The organism is Simplicispira suum (assembly GCF_003008595.1).
GTDB classification, from domain to species: domain Bacteria; phylum Pseudomonadota; class Gammaproteobacteria; order Burkholderiales; family Burkholderiaceae_C; genus Simplicispira; species Simplicispira suum.
Genome location: NZ_CP027669.1, coordinates 943967 through 967248, shown reverse-complemented (window position 1 = coordinate 967248; position 23282 = coordinate 943967). Strand labels below are relative to the sequence as shown.

At 64.6% G+C, this 23282-nt stretch carries 17 protein-coding genes, 2 pseudogenes and 1 riboswitch; of the genes and pseudogenes, 16 read left to right on the top strand and 3 right to left on the bottom strand.

The features are described 5' to 3' along the window. The 14 genes and pseudogenes from C6571_RS04555 to C6571_RS04495 form a co-directional block, all read left to right on the top strand. Window positions 1-1449: a UDP-N-acetylmuramoyl-tripeptide--D-alanyl-D-alanine ligase gene (locus C6571_RS04555; RefSeq protein WP_106445644.1), complete on the top strand. Its 1449-nt coding sequence runs from the start codon at window positions 1-3 to the stop codon at window positions 1447-1449. Further along, window positions 1443-2621, top strand: a complete 1179-nt coding sequence (gene mraY / locus C6571_RS04550; RefSeq protein ID WP_106445643.1) for a phospho-N-acetylmuramoyl-pentapeptide-transferase — start codon at window positions 1443-1445, stop codon at window positions 2619-2621. The genes C6571_RS04555 and mraY overlap by 7 nt, the downstream gene beginning before the upstream one ends. Then, window positions 2618-4489, top strand: coding sequence for a Mur ligase family protein (locus C6571_RS04545; protein WP_106445642.1), 1872 nt, complete (start codon window positions 2618-2620; stop codon window positions 4487-4489). The genes mraY and C6571_RS04545 overlap by 4 nt, the downstream gene beginning before the upstream one ends. Continuing rightward, entirely contained in the window at window positions 4486-5754 is a 1269-nt protein-coding gene (gene ftsW / locus C6571_RS04540; protein WP_106445641.1) for a putative lipid II flippase FtsW, read from the top strand. The genes C6571_RS04545 and ftsW overlap by 4 nt, the downstream gene beginning before the upstream one ends. Further along, window positions 5751-6956, top strand: coding sequence for an undecaprenyldiphospho-muramoylpentapeptide beta-N-acetylglucosaminyltransferase (murG, locus tag C6571_RS04535; protein WP_106445640.1), 1206 nt, complete (start codon window positions 5751-5753; stop codon window positions 6954-6956). Before ftsW ends, murG begins: the two co-directional genes overlap by 4 nt. Then, on the top strand, window positions 6953-8377 hold the full coding sequence (murC, locus tag C6571_RS04530) for a UDP-N-acetylmuramate--L-alanine ligase (RefSeq protein ID WP_106445639.1): 1425 nt from the start codon (window positions 6953-6955) through the stop codon (window positions 8375-8377). Before murG ends, murC begins: the two co-directional genes overlap by 4 nt. A 5-nt stretch (window positions 8378-8382) precedes the next feature. Continuing rightward, window positions 8383-9369, top strand: coding sequence for a D-alanine--D-alanine ligase (locus tag C6571_RS04525; RefSeq protein ID WP_106445638.1), 987 nt, complete (start codon window positions 8383-8385; stop codon window positions 9367-9369). A gap of 32 nt (window positions 9370-9401) precedes the next feature. Further along, window positions 9402-10166, top strand: coding sequence for a cell division protein FtsQ/DivIB (locus tag C6571_RS04520; RefSeq protein WP_106445637.1), 765 nt, complete (start codon window positions 9402-9404; stop codon window positions 10164-10166). 12 nt (window positions 10167-10178) lie between these two features. Further along, the gene (ftsA, locus tag C6571_RS04515) at window positions 10179-11408 is read left to right on the top strand and encodes a cell division protein FtsA (protein WP_106445636.1); all 1230 of its coding nucleotides are present in this window, start codon (window positions 10179-10181) and stop codon (window positions 11406-11408) included. A gap of 157 nt (window positions 11409-11565) precedes the next feature. Continuing rightward, the gene (ftsZ, locus tag C6571_RS04510; protein ID WP_106445635.1) at window positions 11566-12783 is read left to right on the top strand and encodes a cell division protein FtsZ; all 1218 of its coding nucleotides are present in this window, start codon (window positions 11566-11568) and stop codon (window positions 12781-12783) included. 179 nt (window positions 12784-12962) lie between these two features. Further along, a complete protein-coding gene (lpxC, locus tag C6571_RS04505) occupies window positions 12963-13886 on the top strand; it encodes a UDP-3-O-acyl-N-acetylglucosamine deacetylase (RefSeq protein ID WP_106445634.1) in 924 nt (307 codons plus the stop codon). Window positions 13887-13895: 9 nt separating this feature from the next. Then, window positions 13896-14072 (top strand): hypothetical protein, encoded by a 177-nt coding sequence (locus C6571_RS19665; RefSeq protein ID WP_170094680.1) that lies wholly within the window; start codon window positions 13896-13898, stop codon window positions 14070-14072. Window positions 14073-14108: 36 nt separating this feature from the next. Then, a riboswitch (TPP riboswitch) is annotated at window positions 14109-14228 on the top strand. Between the two features lie 110 nt (window positions 14229-14338). Continuing rightward, window positions 14339-16234 (top strand): phosphomethylpyrimidine synthase ThiC, encoded by a 1896-nt coding sequence (gene thiC, locus C6571_RS04500; protein WP_106445633.1) that lies wholly within the window; start codon window positions 14339-14341, stop codon window positions 16232-16234. Window positions 16235-16404: 170 nt separating this feature from the next. Continuing rightward, window positions 16405-18003: pseudogene (locus C6571_RS04495) on the top strand (methyl-accepting chemotaxis protein); the annotation flags it as partial. Window positions 18004-18036: 33 nt separating this feature from the next. Here C6571_RS04495 and C6571_RS19940 read toward each other — a convergent pair. From C6571_RS19940 to ilvA, 3 genes and pseudogenes are all read right to left on the bottom strand, one after another. Continuing rightward, the gene (locus C6571_RS19940) at window positions 18037-18615 is read right to left on the bottom strand and encodes a histidine phosphatase family protein (protein WP_338054269.1); all 579 of its coding nucleotides are present in this window, start codon (window positions 18613-18615) and stop codon (window positions 18037-18039) included. A 20-nt stretch (window positions 18616-18635) separates the two neighbouring features. Next, window positions 18636-19481 carry an adenosylcobinamide-GDP ribazoletransferase gene (locus C6571_RS04490; protein WP_106445632.1) on the bottom strand — a complete coding sequence of 282 codons (846 nt, stop codon included), beginning with the start codon at window positions 19479-19481 and terminating at the stop codon, window positions 18636-18638. Between the two features lie 50 nt (window positions 19482-19531). Next, window positions 19532-21102 (bottom strand): annotated as a pseudogene (gene ilvA / locus C6571_RS04485) (threonine ammonia-lyase, biosynthetic). 313 nt (window positions 21103-21415) lie between these two features. Here ilvA and C6571_RS04480 point away from each other — a divergent pair. Together C6571_RS04480 and C6571_RS04475 are read left to right on the top strand one after the other, a co-directional pair. Beyond that, entirely contained in the window at window positions 21416-21865 is a 450-nt protein-coding gene (locus C6571_RS04480) for an OsmC family protein (protein WP_106448038.1), read from the top strand. Window positions 21866-22217: 352 nt separating this feature from the next. Beyond that, window positions 22218-23138, top strand: coding sequence for a porin (locus C6571_RS04475; RefSeq protein ID WP_106445630.1), 921 nt, complete (start codon window positions 22218-22220; stop codon window positions 23136-23138). The last annotated feature ends 144 nt before the right edge of the window (window positions 23139-23282 follow it).

The window sequence follows — 23282 nt, the reverse complement described above, 5'->3', positions numbered from 1 at the left end:
ATGATGTCTTTGCAACAGGCGCTGGACTGGGTGCGCACCACGCAGCCCCAGGCACGTCTGGTGGGATCGCCCGCCACCCCCGTCGCGCGTGTGCACACCGACACCCGCAGCCTGCTGCCGGGTGATCTGTTTGTCGCGCTGCGCGGTGAGCACTTTGACGCCCAGGCTTTTCTTCCGCAGGCCGCCGCGCAAGGCGCCGCTGCAGCACTGGCGCAGGGCGGGCTGGCGGATGCCGGTTTGCCGGGCATTGAAGTGGACGACCCTCTGGCGGCTCTGGGTGCACTGGCTACAGGCTGGCGGGCGCAGTTTGTGCTGCCGCTCATTGCGGTGGCGGGCAGCAACGGCAAGACCACCGTCACGCAGATGCTTGCCGGCATTCTTGCTGCGCAGGCGGGCGACGCCGCGCTGGCCACGCGGGGCAACTTCAACAACGCCATTGGCGTGCCGCTGACGCTGCTGCGCCTGACGGCTTCGCACCGGCTGGCGGTGGTGGAGCTGGGAATGAACCACCCTGGCGAGATTACCGAACTGGCTGCCATGGCGCAGCCGACGGTCGCGCTGGTCAACAACGCACAGCGCGAACACCTGGAATTCATGCACACCGTCGAAGCCGTGGCGCGTGAGAACGGCGCCGTGCTGGCCGCTTTGCCCGCGTCGGGCGTGGCCGTGTTTCCAGCCGAGGACGCCTTCGCGCCGTTGTGGCGCGAGCTGGCCGGCGCGCGGACATCGCTCGAATTTGGCTTGACGCTGGGCGATGTGCGCTGCACGCAAGCGGTTTGGCAAGGCGGTGCCTGGCAGGCAAGTTTCGCCACGCCGCACGGTCCGCTGGCGTGCCAACTGGCGGCAGCAGGACGCCACAACCTGCGCAATGCATTGGCGGCCACGGCCTGCGCGCTCGCGGCCGGTGTGTCACTTGGCGCGATCGCCCAGGGTTTGAGCGGGTTTGCGCCCGTTTCTGGACGCTCGCGCGCTCTGGCGCTGCAGTTGGCCGGTCGCGCGCTGACGCTGGTGGACGACAGCTACAACGCCAACCCGGACTCTGTACGCGCCGCGATCGAGGTGCTGGCCGATCTGCCCGCACCGCGCATCTTGGTGCTGGGCGACATGGGCGAAGTCGGCGACCACGGCCCGCAGTTCCACGCTGAAGCTGGCGCGCAGGCGCGCGAGCGCGGAATCGAGCAACTCTTTACGCTGGGCGCGCAATCCTGCGCAGCTGCAGACGCGTTCGGCCCAGCGGCCCGCCATTTCGACAGCATGGCAGCGCTGCAGGCTGCGATGCAAGCGGCGCTGAGCGGCGCGGGCAGCGTGCTGGTCAAGGGTTCGCGCTTTATGCGCATGGAGCGCGTGGTCCAGGCCATCACAGAGGTGGCGCAGGGCGTTGCTGCCGAGGGCGCTGTGTTGGCTTCGCCACCCGATCACCCCACCCATGTCACAGGTGCTGCATGCTGATGCAACTCGCACAATGGCTGCAGTCGCTTTCGCCCGATCTGGGTTTTTTGCGCGTGTTTCAGTACCTTACGCTGCGTGCCGTGCTCGCCGCCATGACCGCGCTGCTGGTGGGTTTGATTGCCGGACCGCGCGTCATTCGCCGCCTGGCGGCGCTCAAGATCGGTCAGCCCATCCGCACCAATGGGATGGAGACGCACCATGTCAAGAGCGGCACGCCCACGATGGGCGGCGTCTTGATCTTGCTGTGCATCGCCATTGCCACGCTGCTGTGGGCCGATTTGACGAACCGCTTTGTCTGGATTGTGCTGATCGTCACCTTCGGTTTTGGTGCCATTGGCTGGGCAGACGACTGGCGCAAGGTGGTCTACAAAGACCCCAACGGCATGCGCTCGCGCGAGAAATACATGTGGCAGTCCATCATCGGGCTGTTGGCTGCGCTGGCGCTGGTCTTCAGCATCTCCGAGGCCTCAAACCCCAAGGTCTTCCAGCTTTTTGTCACCTGGGTGCGTTCTGGGTTTTCGGTGGACTTGCCGCCGCAGGCCGGTTTGTTGCTGCCGTTTTTCAAGGAAGTCAGCTATCCGCTGGGCGTGGTGGGCTTTGTCACCATGACCTATCTGGTGATCGTTGGCTCCAGCAACGCCGTGAACCTCACCGACGGGCTCGACGGCCTGGCGATCATGCCGGTGATCATGGTGGGTTCGGCACTGGGCGTGTTTGCCTACGTCACCGGCAGTGTGACCTTTTCCAAATACCTGCTGTTCCCACACATCGCTGGTGTGGGCGAACTGCTTATTTTCTGCTCGGCCATGGCCGGTGCCGGTCTGGCCTTCTTGTGGTTCAACACGCACCCTGCCCAGGTGTTCATGGGCGACGTGGGGGCGCTGGCATTGGGCGGCGCGCTGGGCACCATCGCCGTCATCGTGCGTCAGGAAATCGTGCTCGCCATCATGGGCGGCATTTTTGTCGTCGAGGCCGTGTCGGTGATGGCGCAAGTCGCCTGGTTCAAGTTCACCAAACGTCGCTACGGCGAAGGACGGCGCCTTCTGAAGATGGCGCCGCTGCACCACCATTTTGAAAAGAGCGGCTGGAAGGAAACGCAGGTTGTTGTGCGTTTCTGGATCATCACCATGCTGCTGTGCCTGATCGGTCTGTCGACCCTGAAACTGCGATGAACGACACGCCCGAACTGCCCCAAGACACCTCCGCGCCTGCGCTGGGTGCGGCAGAGCAGCCGCAGCAGCACGCAGTGCCAACGCTGCCGGTGCTGGCCGATGGCGCGCAGACCACTGCGCCGCTGAACGCTGCACGCGATGCGGCGAATTACGTCGCGCGCATGTGGAGCGATATCCGCAGTGCCGATGCTGCGGCGCCCAACGATGCAGTGCCGGGCGATGCCGCAGCCGTTCCTGACGATGCCGTGCCCGTCGCTGAAGAAGCCCCGATGCCCAGCGCGACCCTGCCGGCCGACGCGGTGCGTGGCCTGCTCGCCGGACGTTCGGTCCTGGTACTGGGCCTGGGGATCTCCGGCCTGTCGATGGCGCGTTGGTGCGCACGCTGTGGGGCCGAGGTCACCGTGGCCGACACGCGGTCCGAGCCGCCGCTGCTGGCGCGCCTGCGCGCCGAACTGCCCCAAGCCCGGTTCGTCCCTGGCGCCTTCGATGCGGCGCTGGTGAGTGGCCGGGGCCTGCATGCGGTGCTGTGTTCGCCCGGTCTCAGCCCAGCCGAAATTGCTCCTGTAGTAGGAGCTGCCAATACAGATGGGGTAAGCGCTGGAGGCGAATTAGGCTTGTATTCTGAGGCGCTGGCTGCGCTGCGCGGCGCCTGTGGCTACGCGCCACGTGTGCTGGCTGTCACGGGGACCAACGGCAAGACCACGGTCACCGCGCTGACCGGGCTGCTTGTGGAGCGCAGTGGTGCCAGCGTGGCGGTGGCCGGCAACATTGGCCCGGCCCTGCTCGATACGCTGGCGCAGCACATCGACGCCAGCACGTTGCCCGAGGTCTGGGTGCTCGAGCTCTCCAGCTTCCAGCTTGATGCACCTGCGCCGTTTGAGCCCACGGCCGCCACGGTGCTCAACCTCAGCCAGGACCACCTCGACTGGCACGGTGACATGGCGGCTTACGCCGGCGCCAAGGCGCGCATCTTTGGCCGCACCGGTCTCATGGTGCTCAACCGCGAAGACGAAGCCGTGATGCAGATGCACGCATCGGCCAGCGCACCGGCGGTGTCCGAAGCCGGCCCACGCGGCAAGGCGGCCAAACCCGCGCCGCGCGACTGCATCACCTTTGGCGGCGACCTGCCCCAGCGCCCCGGCGACTACGGCATCGAAAACGTCAACGGTATGGCCTGGCTGGTGCGCGCCCAGGAGGCCGATGAGACGCGCAAGCGCAGCACACGCCGTACTGCCGTAGTGCAGGCCGAGCCCGACGAATTGTTCATCCAACGCTTGATTCCTGCGGACGCTCTGCGCATTCGTGGCCGGCACAACGCAGTGAACGCGCTGGCGGCGCTGGCCCTGGCGCAAGCAGCGGGTTGCGCGCTCGGCCCCATCCTCTACGGCCTGCGCGAATACGCCGGCGAGCCGCACCGGGTGGAGTTGGTGGCGCTGATCGATGGGGTCGAATACTTTGATGACAGCAAGGGCACCAACGTGGGCGCCACCGTGGCGGCCATTTCGGGCCTGGGCGCTGAGCGCCGCGTCGTGGTGATTCTGGGTGGCCTGGGCAAGGGGCAGGATTTTTCTCCGCTCGCTGCACCGATTGCACGCCATGCCCGGGCGGTGGTGCTGATCGGGCGCGACGCGCCGCAGATCCGCGCGGCGCTGGAGGCCACTGGCGTCCCGTTGCTGGGTGCCGGTACGCTGGACGAAGCTGTAGAAATCGCTGCGCAACGCGCCGCAGCGGGCGACGCCGTGCTGCTCTCGCCCGCCTGCTCCAGCTTCGACATGTTCGACAACTATGTCCGGCGCGGAGAGGTGTTCTGCGACATCGTGCGCCAGCGCGCGCTGGACGCCGGCCAGGTCGGGGAGGGCGCTGCATGAGTGCCACCACCGAACGCCGCAGCAACCGTTTTTGGTCGAGGCTGGGCGCCGCTTCGGGTCGCCGTGCTGAGGGTCTGCCGGTCCGCGCAGGCGGCATGGAATACCGCCAGTCCAGCACGACACCGGCCAGCGTGCTGGGCTTTGATCAAGCCCTTCTTTGGGTGGTGGTCGCGCTGCTCGCCTGGGGTCTGGTGATGGTGTATTCGGCCTCCATCGCCATGCCCGACAACCCGCGCTTTGGCAAAATTTCGCATACGCATTTCCTGGTGCGCCACGTTTTCTCGCTGGTGATGGGTTTCGTCGCTGCGCTGCTGACCTTCCAGATCCCGATGGCGGTGTGGGAGCGGCACGCTCGCTCGCTGTTTCTGCTGTCGCTCTTGCTGCTTGTGGCGGTGCTGGTGCCGCATGTGGGCACGGTAGTCAATGGCGCGCGGCGCTGGCTGTCGCTGGGCATCATGAACTTTCAGCCCTCCGAGCTGGCCAAGTTCGCCGTGCTCATCTACGCGGCCGACTACATGTGCCGCAAGATGGAGGTGAAGGAGCGTTTTTTCCGCGCCGTGCTGCCCATGGGCGCCGCCGTCGCGCTGGTTGGCGGCTTGCTACTGGCCGAGCCCGACATGGGCGCATTCATGGTCATCGCAGTCATCGCCATGGGCATCCTGTTCCTGGGCGGCGTCAACGCGCGCATGTTCTTCCTTATCGCCGCCGTGCTGTTGGCAGCGTTTTCGATGATGGTGATGATGAGCGAGTGGCGGCGCGAACGCATATTTGCCTACCTCGATCCCTGGAGCGAAAAGCACGCGCTGGGCAAGGGCTACCAGCTCTCGCATTCCCTGATCGCCATCGGGCGTGGCGAGATTTTCGGCGTTGGCCTGGGTGGCAGTGTGGAAAAACTGCACTGGCTGCCCGAAGCGCACACCGACTTTCTGCTCGCTGTGATTGGCGAAGAGTTCGGCCTCATCGGCGTGCTGGTGCTCATCATTTTGTTTTTCTGGCTTACCCGCCGCATCATGCACATCGGCCGCCAGGCCATTGCCCTGGACCGCGTCTTCGCCGGCCTTGTGGCCCAGGGTGTGGCGATCTGGATGGGTTTTCAGGCCTTCATCAACATGGGCGTGAACCTGGGGGCACTGCCCACCAAGGGCCTCACGCTGCCCCTGATGAGCTTTGGCGGCTCGGCCATTCTGATGAATCTGGTGGCGCTGGCGGTGGTGCTAAGGGTGGACTACGAGAACAAGCTGTTGATGAGAGGGGGGCGCGTATGACCTTGCACCCGCCGCACAGCAAACCCAGGCGCCGCGTGCGCTCCTCGCGCGGCCGCGGGCAGGAGTCCGTTTTCCAGAAAACCGACGTGATGCCACGCGAGGAGCCATTGAGCGCCCCGACGTCGGTACCGGTGCCCGTGCGGCAACGTACGGCGCTGGTCATGGCCGGCGGCACGGGCGGGCATATTTTTCCCGGCCTTGCGCTGGCCGAAGCCTTGCGTGACCGTGGCTGGACGGTGCACTGGCTGGGTACGCCCGGCAGCATGGAAGAGCGCATCGTGACGCCCAAGGGCTTCGCATTTGAGGCGATCGAATTCTCCGGCGTTCGCGGCAAAGGGCTGATGACACTGCTGCGCCTGCCACTGCGTCTGCTGCGTGCCTGCCTGCAGGCCCGCGCGGTGGTGCGGCGCATACAGCCCGATGTGGTGATCGGTCTGGGTGGTTACGTGACTTTTCCTGGTGGCATCGCCGCACGGCTCTCGAAGAAACCTCTGGTGCTGCACGAGCAAAATTCCGTGCCGGGAATGGCGAACAAGCTGCTCACCCGCATCGCTACCCGCGTGTATACCGCGTTCCCTAACGTGCTGCCGGGTGCGCACTGGGTGGGCAATCCCCTGCGCCGCGCCTTTACCAAACAGCGCCGCCCCGAGCGCCGCCTCGCCGGACGCGAAGGTCCGCTTCGGTTGCTGGTGGTCGGTGGCAGCCTGGGCGCCAAGGCGCTCAACGACATTGTCCCGAAGGCGCTGGCATGGATCCATGCCGACCAGCGGCCCATCGTCACGCACCAAAGTGGCGAGGCGCAGATTGAGGCGCTGCGCCTCAACTATGCGGCGGCGGGCATTGAGGCCACGCTGACCCCATTCATCGAAGACACGGCGGCAGCGTATGCCGACGCGGACCTCATCTTGTGCCGGGCCGGGGCCAGCACGGTGACCGAAATCGCCGCAGTGGGCGCCGCAGCTGTGTTCGTGCCCTTCCCCCATGCGGTGGACGACCACCAGACCACCAACGCCCAGTATCTGGTCAAGGTGGGCGGCGGCTGGCTTGTTCAACAGAGCGACTTGACGGTCCACCGGTTGGCCGAAATGCTACAAAACATGAAGCGCTCCGAGTTGATGGAGAAAGCGCAAAAGGCACGCACCATGAAAAAAATTCACGCCACGCGCGAGATTGTCGCGGCCTGCGAAAGGCTGACCCGATGAAGCACGCCATCCACCACATCCACTTCGTCGGCATAGGCGGCTCGGGCATGAGCGGTATTGCCGAAGTCCTGTTCAACCAGGGTTACGCCGTCAGTGGCTCCGACCTGGCCGACAGCGCTGCTTTGCGCCGCCTCCAGGCCATGGGCATCCATACCTATCTGGGCCACGCGGCCGCGCATGTCGAAGGCGCCGACGCCGTCGTCACATCCACCGCAGTGCAGTCGGACAACCCGGAAGTGCTGGCCGCGCGCGAGAAGAAGATACCCGTGGTGCCGCGCGCCCTCATGCTGGCCGAACTGATGCGCATGAAGCAGGGCATTGCCATTGCCGGCGCACACGGCAAGACGACCACCACCAGTCTGGTCACCAGTGTGCTGGCCGAGGCGGGGCTGGACCCCACCTTTGTCATTGGCGGGCGCCTCAACAGCGCTGGCGCCAACGCCAAACTGGGCGCAGGCGACTACATCGTCGTCGAGGCGGATGAATCCGATGCCTCTTTCCTCAACCTGCTGCCCGTGATGGCGGTCGTCACCAATATCGACGCCGATCACATGGAGACCTATGGGCACGACTTTGGCCGGCTGAAGAAAGCCTTTGTCGATTTTCTGCACCGAATGCCCTTTTATGGCGCCGCCGTGCTGTGCATCGACAACGCAGCGGTGCGCGAGATCCTGCCCCAGGTGTCCTGCCCGGTCACCAGCTATGGTTTCTCGGAGGACGCTCAGGTACGCGCGCTCAATGTGCGTGCCGAAGGCGCGCAAATGTGCTTCACCGTGCAACGGCGCAACGGCGTCACCCTGCCCGACATGGAAGTTCGGCTGAATCTCGCAGGCGAACACAACGTGCAGAACGCGCTGGCGGCCATTGCCGTAGCGGTGGAGTTGTCCATTGACGATGCCGCAGTGCTGCGCGCGCTAGAGAATTTCCGGGGCGTCGGACGGCGCTTCCAGAGCTATGGCGAGTTGCCGACCGCAGGCGGGGGGCGCTTTACGCTGATCGACGACTACGGCCACCATCCAGTGGAAATGGCTGCCACGCTGGCGGCCGCGCGCGGTGCCTTTGCCGGGCGCCGCCTGGTCCTGGTCTTCCAGCCGCACCGCTACACCCGCACACGCGATTGTTTCGAAGACTTCGTCAAGGTGATCGGCGCCGCCGACGCTGTGCTGCTGACCGAGGTGTACGCCGCAGGCGAGGCCCCGGTGGTTGCGGCCGACGGTCGCTCCTTGGCGCGCGCGCTGCGTGTAGCGGGCCAGGTGGAACCGGTTTTCATCGACGATGTGGCGGCCCTGCCACGCGCCATTGCTGAAATGGCGCAATCGGGCGACGTTGTCCTGTGTATGGGGGCAGGCTCCATTGGCAATGTGCCCGCACGCACCGTAGAATTGCTACAAAAAAATGAGCTGCCTGCGCAGGCAGCATAAGCGCTATGAGCCAAAAAGATCTCAATATCGACGCAAAAGGCCTGGGCAAGGTGGCCGTGCTCATGGGCGGGGCGTCGGCCGAGCGCGAGATCTCCTTGATGTCGGGCGCAGGCGTGCTCGCGGCATTGCAGGGCCTGGGAGTGGACGCCCATGCGTTTGACCCCGCGATCAGCGATCTGGGCGAGCTGCGTCGCGCTGGTTTTGCGCGCTGCTTTATCGCCTTGCACGGTCGCCATGGAGAAGACGGCACGGTGCAGGGTGCGCTGGAACTGCTGGGTATTCCGTACACCGGCCCTGGGGTCATGGCATCGAGCATTGCCATGGACAAGACCATGACCAAACGCATCTGGCGCGCAGACGGCCTCTCGACCCCTGATTGGCGTTTGGTGAGCAGCGGCGGCGAGACGGCCCAGGCGCTGGCTGAGTTGGGCGCGCCCATGATCGTCAAGCCCGCGCGCGAGGGCTCGACATTGGGCCTGACCAAGGTCACGGACGCCGCTCAGTGCGCACAGGCCTACGAACTGGCTGCGCGCTACGACCCCGAAGTCTTGTGCGAGCAGTTCATCGAGGGGGACGAGACCACCTGCCCGGTGCTGGGCAACGGCGCAGCGGCGCAAGCCCTGCCCGTGATTCGGATCGTCGCGCCCCAGGGCAACTACGACTACCAGAACAAATACTTCACCGACGACACGCAGTACCACTGCCCGAGCGGCTTGCCCCAAGCCGAGGAGGCAGAAATCCAGCGCCTCGTCGTGGCGGCCTATCGGAGCCTGGCTTGTCGCGGCTGGGCGCGCGCCGACATCATGATTCGCGCCAGTGACCGCAAGCCGTTTCTGCTTGAAATCAACACGTCGCCCGGCATGACCAGCCATTCGCTGGTGCCCATGTCGGCACGGGCTGCAGGCATCGATTACGCCGCACTGTGCCTGCGTCTGCTGGCCAACGCCAATCTGGATTCGCCCGGCGGCACGGTTCCGGGAGGTGTGCAGTGAATACCCTGGCGGTTCCGCTTGACGTTCGGCTGATGAACCTGATGGCGTCGCTGTTGCTCGCTGGCTGCGCTCTGTCTGCCGTCGCGGCTGGTGCATGGTGGGCGCTGCGCCATCCGGCATTTGCCATAGCACGCATCGTCGTGCAGGGCGATCTGGCACACAACAACGCCGTGACGCTGCGCGCCAATGTGGCGCCGCAGATTGCCGGCAATTTCTTTACCGTGAACCTGCGCAACGTCCGCAGCGCGTTCGAGCAGGTGCCCTGGGTGCGCAGTGCTCAGGTGCGGCGCGAATACCCGCGTACGCTGCGCGTGCAACTGCAGGAACACCGTGCCGTCGCGCACTGGGGTCCCGAGTCTGGAGCGTCCATGGTCAACAGCGAAGGCGAGGTCTTCGAGTCCAACGGTGTGGACGCCGAGCTTGACGATCTGCCACGCCTGATGGGACCGGTGGGTAGCTCTGCGCAGGTGCTGGCCATGGAGAAGGCTTTGGCGCCGGTGTTCGAGCCACTGGGGCTGGATCTGAGCGCTCTCGCCCTCTCGGCGCGCGGCGGCTGGCGCGCCACCTTTGAGGGGGACGCTTCGATCGAGCTTGGCAGCGGGACGCCGTCCGAAGTGGTGCAGCGTACGCGCTACTTCGCAGAGACCCTCACTCGCGTTGCCGCGCAGTTCGGGCGGCGCGCCGATGCCCTGGAATCAGCCGACCTGCGCCACACAGGCGGTTATGCCCTGCGCCTGCGCGGCGTTAGCACGGTAGCTGCGCAGGGAACACCCCGCGCAGCGCGCTCGCACAACTAGAGGCAAAGAGCTATGGCAAGAGAATACAAAGACGTTGTTGTGGGGCTGGATATCGGCACTGCCAAGATCATGGTGGTGGTGGCCGAGGTTCAGGCGGGCGGCCTGCTCAAGCTCGCGGGTCTCGGTGTGGCGCCGAGCAACGGGCTCAAGCGTGGTGTCGTGGTCAATATCGACGCCACGGTGCAAAGCATCCAGCAGGCGTTGAGAGAAGCCGAGCTGATGGCAGACTGCAAGATTCAGCGCGTCTACACCGGCATCACCGGCAGCCACATCCGCGGCCTCAATTCCAGCGGCATGGTGGCGGTCAAAGACAAGGAAGTCACGGCGGCCGACGTGGCCCGCGTGATCGAAACCGCCAAGGCCATCAACATCTCCAGCGACCAGCGCCTGCTGTTGGTGGAGCCGCAGGAATTCGTCATCGACGGCCAGGATGTGCGAGAGCCCATTGGCATGAGCGGCATCCGGTTGGAGGCCAAGATCCATATCGTCACGGGTGCGCAGAGCGCGGCCGAAAACATCATCAAATGCGTGCGCCGCTGCGGCCTGGAAGTGGAGCAGCTCATGCTGAACCCACTCGCGTCCAGCCAGGCGGTCCTGACCGACGACGAGCGGGAGCTCGGCGTGGCGGTGGTGGACATCGGTGCCGGCACCACCGATGTGGCGATTTTCACCGGCGGTGCCATCCGGCACACGGCGGTCATACCTATTGCCGGTGACCTGGTCACCAGCGACATCGCCATGGCGCTGCGCACGCCCACCAAGGACGCCGAGGACATCAAGGTAGAGAGCGGCTACGCCAAGCAGCTGCTCGCCGACCCCGAAGCGCAGGTCGAGGTGCCGGGCCTGGGCGACCGGGGCCCGCGCATGATCAGCCGCCAGGCGCTGGCCGGTGTGATTGAACCGCGCGTGGAAGAAATTTTCACGCTGGTGCAGCAGGTGGTGCGCGAATCAGGCTACGAGGAAGTGCTTTCGTCGGGCATCGTACTGACCGGTGGCAGCGTGGTGATGCCCGGCATGGTGGAGCTGGGCGAAGACATCTTCTTGAAGCCCGTGCGCCGCGGCATTCCCAAGTACTCAAGCGCCTTGTCCGACATGGTGGCGCAGCCGCGCGCCGCCACGGTGATGGGCCTCCTCGAAGAAGCCCGCCTGGCGCGCATGCGCGGCTTCAAGGTGGCGCAAAAGACCGGCTCGGTGCAGACCGCGTTCGGTCGCTTCAAAGATTTCATCGTGGGGAATTTCTGAGCATGCGAAATCCGAACCTTTGCTTGCGTCCTCACCCGCCGCCCCGAAGTCGTTGGGGCTGCGTCGGCCCGCCCCGAGGGCGATGGCGTCCGCCCCGAAGCCGTTTTCCCGTTTTGTCATTTATTGAAAACCCGTCAGCAGTACCAGGAGATACCAAATGCCCATCGAAATGATCGAAGCCGAAGAATTCAACCAAGGCACCCAGATCAAAGTGATCGGGGTCGGCGGTGGCGGCGGCAACGCCGTCGAGCACATGATTGCCCGCGCCGTCCAGGGCGTGGAATTCATCAGCGCCAACACCGACGCGCAGGCCTTGACACGCAGTTCAGCGCACCGTGTCATTCAGCTCGGCGAGAGCGGGCTGGGCGCGGGAAGCAAGCCCGAGAAGGCGCGCGATGCCGCAGAAGCTGCGGTGGACGACATCCGTGATGCGATCAAAGGCGCACACATGCTGTTCATCACCGCCGGCATGGGCGGGGGCACCGGTACCGGCGCTGCCCCCGTGATTGCGCGCATCGCCAAGGAAATGGGCATTCTCACCGTGGGCGTGGTCACCAAACCCTTTCAATGGGAAGGCGGCCGGCGCATGACGAACGCAGACAACGGCCTGGCGGAGCTCGAAGCCAACGTCGATTCGCTGATCATCGTACTCAACGAAAAGCTGCTTGAAGTGCTGGGCGACGACATCTGCCAGGACGAAGCCTTTGCGCACGCCAACGACGTGCTCAAGAACGCGGTCGGCGGCATCGCCGAAATCATCAACGAGTACGGTCAGGTGAACGTCGACTTCGAAGACGTACGCACGGTGATGGGCGAGCCCGGCAAGGCCATGATGGGCACGGCCACAGCCAGCGGCCCGGACCGCGCCCGCATTGCGGCCGAGCAAGCCATTGCCTGCCCGCTGCTCGAAGGCATTGATCTCTCCGGCGCCAAGGGCGTGCTGGTGCTGGTGACTGCCAGCAAAGGCAGCCTGAAGTTGTCGGAGTCGGGTCTGGCCATGAGCACGATCAATGCCTACGCCTCGACCGATGCGCATGTAATTTTCGGCGCGGCTTACGACGACTCGCTGGGCGACGAAATCCGCGTGACCGTGGTGGCTACGGGCCTGGCCCGCCAGAACGCCCGCCGTCAGCCGATTTCGGTGGTGCAGGGCGGCCTGCGCAATGGCACGGATGGCATGGCCTACCACATGCCGGTGGCGGCAGGAACGGCGCTGGGCGCAGGGGGGAGCTCGGCTGCGGACTACGGCAACATGGCGGTGCCGAGCGTCTGGCGCACCAACCGCAATTCGGCTGCGGCCCGAGTGGATGCGATGTCGTCCGGCGGCATGGACGATCTGGAAATTCCTGCCTTTCTGCGCAAGCAGGCGGATTGATGGAGTGCATCCCCCTTTCACTCGCTGCGCGGGAAGAGGGGAGATGCCCACGCGGTGGGGTGGCCCTTGCGCGGTATCGCCGGTTGGGGTCCGCGCGCGCGTCAGGCGCTCTTGTTTTGAATCGGGGGCATAGGGGTGGCGTGTGCGTCGCCAGGCAGTTGGCCCACTAAAATCGCAGGATGCTCCAGCAACGCACCATCAAGACTCTGACGCGCGCCGTCGGGGTCGGTCTGCACAGTGGCCAGCGTGTCGAGCTGACGCTTCGCCCCGCCGCGCCCGACACCGGCATTGTTTTTCGCCGGATTGATCTGGCGCAGCCGGTGGACATCCCGGTGTCCGCTGAAGCAGTGACAGACACGCGCATGGCTTCCACCATCGGCGTCGGCGCGGCCAAGGTGCATACGGTGGAGCACCTGATGTCCGCTTGCGCCGGCTTGGGCCTGGACAACCTCTACATCGACATTACGGCCGAAGAGGTACCGATCCTCGATGGCTCCTCGGCCTCATTCGTCTTTCTGCTGCAAAGCGCCGGGATCGAGTTGCAGAAGCTTCCCCGGCGCTTCATCCGGCTCAAGCGCCCGGTAGAAGTCCGCGAGGGCGAGGGGGCGCAAGCCAAGTGGGCCCGGCTCTCGCCTTACCATGGCTTCAAACTCAGTTTCGAGATCGATTTTGACCACCCGGCGGTGGATTCGACCGGGCAGCGGGTGGAGTTTGATCTGGGCAGTGGCAACTACAGCCGCGACATTGCGCGCGCGCGTACCTTCGGTTTTACGCGCGACGTGGAAGCGCTGCGCGCGAGCGGCCTGGCCCTGGGCGGTGGTCTGGACAACGCCATCGTAATGGACGACTACAAGGTACTCAATGCGGGCGGACTGCGCTACGACGACGAGTTCGTCAAGCACAAGATTCTTGACGCCATGGGTGACCTGTACTTGGTGGGCAAGCCCTTGCTGGCCGCCTACAGCGCGTTTCGCTCCGGCCATGCGCTGAACAACCTGCTGCTGCGCGAACTGTTGGCACAAGGAGATGCCTGGGAGGTCGTTACGTTCGACGATCAGGGCGAAGCCCCCAAAGGTTTTGCCCAGCCCGTGCGTGCGTGGTAGGGCGCAGTCATGCTCATTGCCCGCACACTGGTCTTGCTGCTGCTGCTGACTTCAGCGGTCTTTTTCGCCTTCTATGCGGCTACCGGACAGGTGCGGTATCGGCACCTGGGGCTCGTAGTCCTCAAATGGACCGTGATCGCCGGGCTGTTTTTCTTCGCCGTTCTCTTCATCACCCGTCTTGTCTGAGGCATCTTCGCGGGTGCGCGAGTCGGGCGTACACTTGCCGTTGCTCCGGGGTGTGCTGATGCGCTGAGATGCTGGGGGTCTGGAAACAGATCTCCTGGCGAACCCGACGAACTTGATCCGGTTCATACCGGCGGAAGAAGAGCCGACCTCCTTGTCTGCGTGCATGTCCCATCGGGCGCGTACGCCGTCCACAGACGCCACCCGTGTCTATGGGAGCGCAGGTCCAGTCCGGAGCAACCCATCCACCGGACCGTAGGAGACCTGCCATGAACGCCCCCGACCCCCTTGCCCGTGAATCCTTTGCCAGCCTGCTGGCGCGTGCGCGCGAGCCCTTTCCCGCGTCGCGCAAACAGTACCTTGCAGGAGCCTTGCACGCCGACCTGCGTGTGCCGGTGCGCGACATTGCGCTCACCAATGGCGAACAGGTCAGCGTGTACGACACTTCCGGCCCCTACACCGACCCGCAGGCCGTGATGGACGTGCGCAAGGGCCTCGCCAGCGTGCGCGGCGGCTGGATTGCCGCCCGTGGCGATACCGAGCACTACGAAGGCCGCGCACCTGTGGCGCTGGATGACGGACAAAAAAGCGAAGACGCCACGCGCCTGGCCCAGTTGCGTGCCGAGGCTGCGGCCCTGCAGCGCCAGCCGCGGCGCGCCAAAAGCGGCGCCAACGTGACGCAGATGCACTATGCGCGCAAAGGCATCATCACGCCCGAAATGGAATACGTCGCGATCCGCGAAAACGGCAAGCGCGAATGGATGGAGCAATACCAGCAGGACGCCGCCCGCGAGCAGCGCCTGGCGGGCAACCCCCTGGGTGCCATGATTCCGAAGATCATCACGCCCGAATTCGTGCGCGATGAAGTGGCGCGTGGTCGCGCCATCATTCCGGCCAACATCAACCACCCCGAGGTGGAGCCGATGGCGATTGGCCGCAACTTCCTGGTCAAGATCAACGCCAACATCGGCAACTCCGCCGTCACCTCAAGCATCGAGGAAGAGGTCGAAAAACTGGTCTGGGCGATCCGCTGGGGCGCCGACAACGTGATGGACCTCTCGACCGGCAAGAACATCCACACCACGCGCGACTGGATCGTGCGCAACTCGCCCGTGCCGATCGGCACCGTGCCCATCTACCAGGCGCTGGAGAAGGTCGGCGGCATCGCCGAGGATCTGACCTGGGCCATCTTCCGCGACACCCTGGTCGAGCAGGCCGAGCAGGGCGTGGACTACTTCACCATCCACGCCGGCGTGCGCCTGGCCTACATCCACCTCACGGCGGCGCGGCGCACGGGCATCGTCTCGCGTGGCGGCTCCATCATGGCCAAGTGGTGCATGGCGCACCACCGCGAGAGCTTTCTGTACGAGCATTTCGAGGACATCTGCGACATCGTGAAGGCGTACGACGTCGCCTTCAGCCTGGGCGACGGCCTGCGCCCCGGCTGCGCGTCGGACGCCAACGACGAGGCCCAGTTTGCCGAGCTGCACACGCTGGGCGAGCTGACCCAGGTGGCCTGGAAGCACGACGTGCAGACCATAATCGAAGGCCCCGGGCACGTCCCCATGCACATGATCCAGGCCAACATGACCGAGCAGCTCAAGACCTGCCACGAAGCGCCGTTCTACACCCTGGGGCCGCTGACCATCGACATCGCGCCCGGCTACGACCACATTGCCTCGGCCATCGGCGCGGCCATGATCGGCTGGATGGGAACCGCCATGCTGTGCTACGTCACGCCCAAGGAGCACCTGGGCCTGCCCGACCGCGACGACGTCAAGCAGGGCATCATTGCCTACAAGATCGCCGCGCACGCCGCCGACGTGGCCAAGGGCCACCCTGGCGCCCGCGCGCGGGACGATGCGCTCAGCCAGGCGCGCTTCGACTTTCGCTGGCAAGACCAGTTCAACCTGGGCCTGGACCCGGAGACGGCGCAGGAATACCACGACGAGACCCTGCCCAAGGATGCGTCCAAAGTGGCGCATTTCTGCTCCATGTGCGGCCCCAAGTTCTGTTCCATGAAGATCACACAGGAAGTGCGCGAGTTTGCGGCACAGAAAGGCGTCAGCGAAGCCGCTGCCCTGGCCCAAGGCCTGCAGACCAAGGCGGCGGAGTTTCAAAAGGGAGGCGGAGCCATGTACATTCCGCTGCAAAGCATTCCATAAGCAATGGTGATGGCGCGAAATATCGCTGCGGAGAGCCCTCGATCAGAGGGTCTTTCCGGAGTTCGGCCCGCCTCCGTCTTGGCTATGCTTGAATCAGGTACAAATGTAAATAGATGTTCGATCTTGGATAATCCATCCAAACTCGGGCCGAGGACCCCACAAGGAAATTCATGATTGCATTGGCAGGCAAGGCGACATCCATCCGAACACGGCTCTATTTCGCCACGGTCTTTTCCTTGTTGCTGCTGGTTGGCGTGGGCTTGCTCGGCTACGTGGGATTGGACCGAACCCGCGACACTGTGACGGTGCTTTTCAAGCAGCACGTGCAAACGCTGACCGACATGTCCGACCTGCGTACCACGCTGGGGGAAATGCGGCGCGTCGAGAAAGACATCATTCTCAATTTCAACAACGCCGTCGAGGTGGCTTCGCAACGCGAGATATGGGCCAAAACGCTGGCTTCATTGCGCGCGCGGCTGGCCGCTGTGCGCACCCTGAAGGCCGATGACGCCAGCTTCACTACAGCCATCGACAAAACGCTGGAAGAAGTGAAACAGTACGAAGACGGGGTGTCGCCGGTGTTCGCGCAAATCGAAGCAGCGCAGCTCGACGGTGCTGGCGGCGCCGCCTACGCTGACAAGTTCAAGGGTCACATGGAGGCCAGCGACGAGTTGCTCGCCGGCTTGGCGACTCAGGCACGCACGCAGATGGACGAAGCCCGTGCAGGTGTCGACGCGCGCGCAGCAAGGCTGTCGCTGGCCATGCTGGCAGCGGTGCTGCTGGCGCTGGCCATCGTACTGCCGCTGACCATCTTCACGCTTCGCTCGATCACCGCGTCTCTGGTCCAGGCGCGCGGCCTGGCTGAGCACATTGCCGCCGGCGATCTCTCGCACGATGTGGCGCCGCGCAGCCAGGACGAGCTGGGCCAGCTGGTGCTGACCATGGGGCGCATGCAGGAATCGCTGCGCACCCTGGTGCGTCAGGTCCAGGACGCGGCAGGCAACATTTCAACGGCCAGCGCCGAGATCGCCACCGGCAACATGGACCTGAGCCAGCGCACCGAGCAGACTGCAGCCAACCTGGAGGAAGTCGCCGCTTCCATGGACATGCTCACCGGCACGGTGCAGCACAACGCAGACAATTCGCGCAGCGCCAGCGCCTCGGCCGGAGATGCAGGCGCCGTGGCGGGTCGGGGCGGCGAGGTGGTGAGCCAGGTGGTCAACACCATGGAGCAGATCAGCACCAGCTCGCGCAAAATCTCCGACATCACCGGCGTCATTGACGGGATCGCCTTCCAGACCAACATCCTGGCGCTGAACGCCGCCGTGGAAGCGGCGCGCGCTGGCGAGCAGGGGCGTGGTTTTGCTGTTGTGGCCAGCGAGGTGCGCAGCCTGGCTGGTCGCAGCGCCGACGCCGCCAAGGAAATCAAGGCGCTTATTGGCGCCTCGGTGGGCCGTGTGGAAGATGGCGCGCGCCTCGTAGGCCAGGCCGGCCAGACCATGACCGAGATCGTCGGCAGCGTGCAGCGTGTCTCCAGCATCATTGGGGAGATCAGCGCCTCCGCTGCCGAAGAGCGCGACAACATCGAGCAGATCGGGCAAGCGGTGCGTCACCTGGACCAGATGACGCAGCAAAATGCCGCGCTGGTAGAGCAATCGGCGGCGGCCTCGCAGTCACTGCGTGAGCAGGCAGCCAACCTCACGCGCGCGGTGAGCCAATTCAAACTGGGTGAAGCGGCTGCGCACGCCCATGCCCCCAAGGCGCGGCCTATGCAGCGCCTGCCGCACCGGCGCGTGCGGTGGCTAACGAACGGCAGCCACTCCGATTGGGTTAAGGGCGTAGTGCGCCCAGGCGCCGGGCGCTGGCGCTTCGCGCGGCCAATGTCCGGCGCAGGGCGCCAGCCCGGCTCGGGCGCGGTCGCCCTGCAGCCACTGCACGCAGCGCGCCACTCCGGCGTGCGCAATCCAGACCACGTCTTGCCCGGTGCTTTGGGCAGTACCGCGTGCTTCGGCCAGCGCCGCCGAAACACGGGCCAGCATGGCTGCGAGCGGTTCGCCGCCGCCGGGTGCCAGGTCCGCCAGTTGCTCTGCCCAGGCGTCGATCTCGTCGCGCGGCAAGTTTGCCCAAGGGAGGCCTTCCCAGCGGCCAAAATCCATTTCGCGCAGCCGGGGGTCCGGCTTCAGAGCCAAATCGGGCCGCAGCGCTTGTATTGCAAGCGCAAGCAGCTCACATCTTTGTAGCGGGGAGTGATGTAACACCAGCGCGTGCGGCAATACGGAGGCGAGTTCTTCCGCGCATTGGGTGGTGGCGTGTGAATCTGCGGGCAAATCCAGTTGGCCGTAGCAGGTTCCGGGCGGCGCCAGTACCGGCGCGTGCCGCACCAGCCACAGCCGGCTCACCGTCACCCGCCGGCTCCGCGCACCAGTGGCCCCAGGGCCAGCGCCGCCCCGAGGTAGAAGCCGATCTCGCTCAGTTGCTGTACCGCGCCCAGACAGTCGCCGGTAAAGCCCTGCAGACGCAGCCAGAACCAGCGCGCCAGGAGGGCTGCGGCGAAGCCGCTGAACAACACGCCAAGCAGCACGAAGCCAAGACCTTCGCCCAGCGCAATGATGGCCAGCGGGACAATGCACCAGGCCGCTGCGCCGGCCAGCTGTGCGCGGGTGATTTGATCGGCCAGCGGTTTGCTTTTGGAGCGTGCTCTATCGCCCACATGCACCATGGTGCGTACCAGCAGCAGTGGCAAAAGCCGGGAGAAGACATGCGCGCCCACCAAGGCGGCCAGCGCGGGCGAGAGGCCCCGCTGGCCGAGCAGGGCCAGCAGGCCCAGCTTGGTAAGCAGCGTGAGCGTGAGCGCCATCGCCCCGAACGCGCCGATACGTGAATCTTTCATGATGTCCAGGGCGCGCTCGCGCTCCTGGCTGCCCCCCAGCCCGTCTGCCACATCGGTCAGCCCGTCTTCATGAAAGCCGCCCGTGAGCAGCGCTGTGGCGGCCGTGCTGAATGCCGCCGCGACCCAGGGTGTGGCGGGTGCCGGGCCGAGGCTCAGGTACAGCAGGGCGTATACGCTGCAAGCGCAGGCCGCCACCACCCAGCCCACCCCAGGAAAATGCGCGCTGGCGCTGCGCAGCATATCGGGGCTGAAACCCACCCACGCTGCCAGCCGTCCCGTGACAGGAATGCGGGTAAAAAACTGCAGCGCGAGCAGATAGTGGCGCAGTGCCTCGTGCACCAATGCTTCGAAGTTCATAGCTATGGACGCTTACCAGATATGCGCTGGAGGCCTATTTGACTTGATATTCAGTCTGCATCGGTCCCTGTCTGAAGGAACAAGCGATAGGCGGGGTTGTCCGTCTCCTCCACGCAAGGGTAGCCCAGCGTCGCCAGGAAAGCATGGAAGGCATCGGCGTCCTGCGCAGGCACCTGCAAGCCCACCAGAATGCGGCCGTAGTCCGCGCCCTGGTTGCGGTAATGGAACAGGCTGATGTTCCAGCTCGGCTGCATCAGACTCAGAAACTTGAGCAGTGCGCCGGGCCGCTCGGGGAAGACGAAGCGCAGCAGCCGCTCCTCGCGCGCCAGTGCCGAGCGCCCGCCCACCAGATGGCGCAGGTGCTCCTTGGCCAGTTCGTCGTGCGTCAGATCCAGTGCGTCAAACCCGTGGCGGCTGAAGTTGCGCGCCAGCTTTTCCGACTCGCCCCGGCCGTGCGTCGTCAAGCCGACGAAGACATGGGCGCGTGCCGCGTCGCTGATACGGTAGTTGAACTCGGTCACGTTGCGCGGGCCGCCGGGCAGTTCGCCAATCACCTCGCAAAAACGCCGAAAGCTCCCGCGCTCTTCGGGGATGGTGACGGCCAGCAGTGCCTCGCGCTCCTCGCCCACCTCGGCACGCTCGGCGACAAAGCGCAGGCGATCGAAGTTCATGTTGGCGCCGCACAGAATCGCTGCGTAGGTTTCTCCGCGCGTCTTGTTGCGCGCCACGTATTCCTTGATGGCGGCGACAGCCAAAGCCCCTGCCGGTTCGACAATGCTGCGCGTATCGACAAACACGTCCTTGATGGCGGCGCAGACGGCGTCGGTGTCCACGGTCATGAACTCGTCCACCAGGCCGCGTGCGATACGGAAGGTTTCTTCTCCCACCAACTTGACCGCCGTGCCGTCGGAGAACAGCCCAACGTCGGGCAAAGTGACACGCTTGCCTGCTGCCACCGACTGCATCATGGCGTCGGAGTCGTTCATTTGCACACCAATTACCTTCACATCCGGCCGCACCGCCTTGATGTAGTTGGCCACGCCGCTGATCAAGCCGCCGCCGCCAATGGCGACAAAGACCGCATCGAGCCGCTGTGTCCCGAGCTTTTGCACCTGCTGCAGGATTTCCATGGCCACCGTACCCTGGCCCGCAATCACGTCGGGGTCGTCAAAGGGGTGAACGAATGTCAGCCCTTGCTTCTCTTGCAATTGCACTGCATGGAGGTAGGCGTCCGAATAGCTGTCACCGTGCAGCACCACCTCGCCGCCCAAGGTACGTACCGCGTCGATTTTTACGCCTGGCGTGGTGGTGGGCATGACCACCACGGCGCGCGTGCCCAGCTTGTGCGCGCTCATGGCCACGCCCTGGGCATGGTTGCCGGCGGAGGCGCAGATCACGCCGCGCTGCAAGTCGGCCGGTGGCAGGTGCGCCATCTTGTTGTAGGCGCCGCGCAGCTTGAAGCTGAACACCGGTTGCTGGTCCTCGCGCTTGAGCAGCACCTTGTTGTGCAGGCGCTGACTGAGCGTGCGCGCCAGATCCAGGTCAGACTCGATGGCCACGTCGTAGACGCGCGCGTTGAGAATTCGGGTGAGGTAGTCGTGGGGGTCAGAGGCTCGGTCATGGCGCGCAGCGGCAAAAGGCCCGGTGCCGGCGGCGCAGGCACGGGGCCGCCATCATAGGCGGGGCCGCGCACGACGCGCTTTGCGAAGGGGCCAAAAAAAAGCCCCTGGCCGCAAGGCCGGGGGCTGAATCCATCCTTTTGAGGAGATGGAGGAGACAATCATCGCGAAGCACCGGGACTGGGTTGCGGCCAGTGGTGCCTTGCATGTTTGCAGTGTAGCGCTTTGTTTGCTGCAATGCAGCAAGTGACGGCTGGATTTTTTAGAATGTGGCCTCCAAAACACAGCCGCCCGGCGGCACACAAGGAAGATCAGATGGAATGCACAGTCAGTTGGACCGGTGCTGCCGGTACGCGCTCGGGCATGGGGTTTGTCGCCGAGACCGGCAGCGGCCACGTGATAGCCATGGATGGCGCGCCGGATACGGCCAAACCAGAAATGGGAGGCCAGAACCTCGCGCCGCGCCCCATGGAAGCGGTGCTTGCAGGCACTGGCGGCTGCACAGCCTACGACGTCGTGTTGATTCTGCGCCGAGGCCGCCACGACGTGCGCGGCTGCAGCGTGCGCCTCCAAACCGAGCGTGCAGCAGCCGATCCCAAGGTGTTTACCCGTATTCACATGCATTTCACGGTGTCGGGTAAGGATCTGCCAGCTTCTGCTGTGGAGCGCGCCATTGCACTGAGCCACGAGAAATATTGCTCGGCCAGCATCATGTTGGCCAAGACCGCAGAAATCACGACCAGTTTCGACGTTTTGGAGGGCTGAAGCACAGAAGAGAGGCAACCGATTGACGCAAGGGTGCTTGTGGTGGGGCTGTCGGGGTATTTGCCACATTTGTTGCATACAGATACAAATTAGTTGGAACTTGTAGGCTCAACTTAAGACCGGGAGTGCCGATGGGGGAGTAATGGCGCAGGCTGTTGCAACAGGACAACGAATTGCCGCTTTGCGGCTCTTGGACCGTGAATTCCTTTGCGAAACCAGCCAGCCTCTGGTGCAATAGCAGCAACTTCCCCACCAGGAGGTTGGCCCGGGGAACCGGCGGGACTGTGCAGGTGCCACAACACCCAAGACCCCCCGTACCGGCGCCCTATGTTTAACCTTGGAGTAACTCGCAATGAAAAAATCCCTGATTGCCCTGGCCGTGCTGGCTGCTTCCGGCGCTGCCATGGCTCAGTCTTCCGTCACCATGTACGGCGTGGCTGACCTGTCTTTGGCCAAGTCCAACGGCGTTTCGGCTCAAATGAGCGGCAATGGCGTGATGAACAACGGCAACAGCCGTCTGGGCGTGCGCGGTGTGGAAGACCTGGGCGGCGGTCTGAAGGCTTCCTTCAACTTCGAACAAGGCATCAACGCTGAAACCGGCGCCACCGATGCAAACACCTTCCAGCGCAATGCCTATCTGGCTTTGTCGGGCGGCTTCGGCAAGTTCCAACTTGGTCGTGCACTGAACCCCAGCTTCTGGGGCGTAGCTGCTTGGGAATTGACCGGTACGGCCAACTACTCCGCTGTGGCGAACCAGTTCGGCTTTGCCGGTGGCCCTTCGCGTAACAACAGCATGTTCATGTACACCACCCCCAACATGGGTGGCTTCAGCGGCACGCTGGGCTATGTAGCCAAGCCCGACAACGGTGGCAATGCCAAAGTTGACGCCAACCTGACGTACGCCAACGGCCCTCTGGCTGTGGCTCTGTCGTACTTCAAGGTCAAGGGCACGGACAAGGGTCTGGCTCTGGGCGCCGCGTATGACTTCGGCATGTTCAAGCTGGCCGCTTCGCTGCAAGACGCTCCTGGCGCTTCCAAGGGCTTCACCCTCGGCGGCACGGTTCCTGTCGGCCCCGTGGCTCTGACGCTGGACATCGCTCGTGAAAACGGCACCGGCATGAAGAACACCGACGTTTTGGTGGAAGCCAAGTACGCTCTGTCCAAGCGCACCTTCACGTACGCTGCTTACTACAAAGACGGCGATGCAGGCGGCGGTGTTTACAAGACTGGTGCCAAGAACCACCTCGGCCTGGGCATTCGCCACAACTTCTGATGACGCGCTGGCGTAAGCCAGCTTTGCATCGCAAGATTGAAAGCCGCAAACCTTCGGGTTTGCGGCTTTTTTATTGGCTCGTGCGCACGACGATTGGCGTTGTTCCTTGCCGACGGCACGTGCAGTCAACGGTGCCAGGCACTG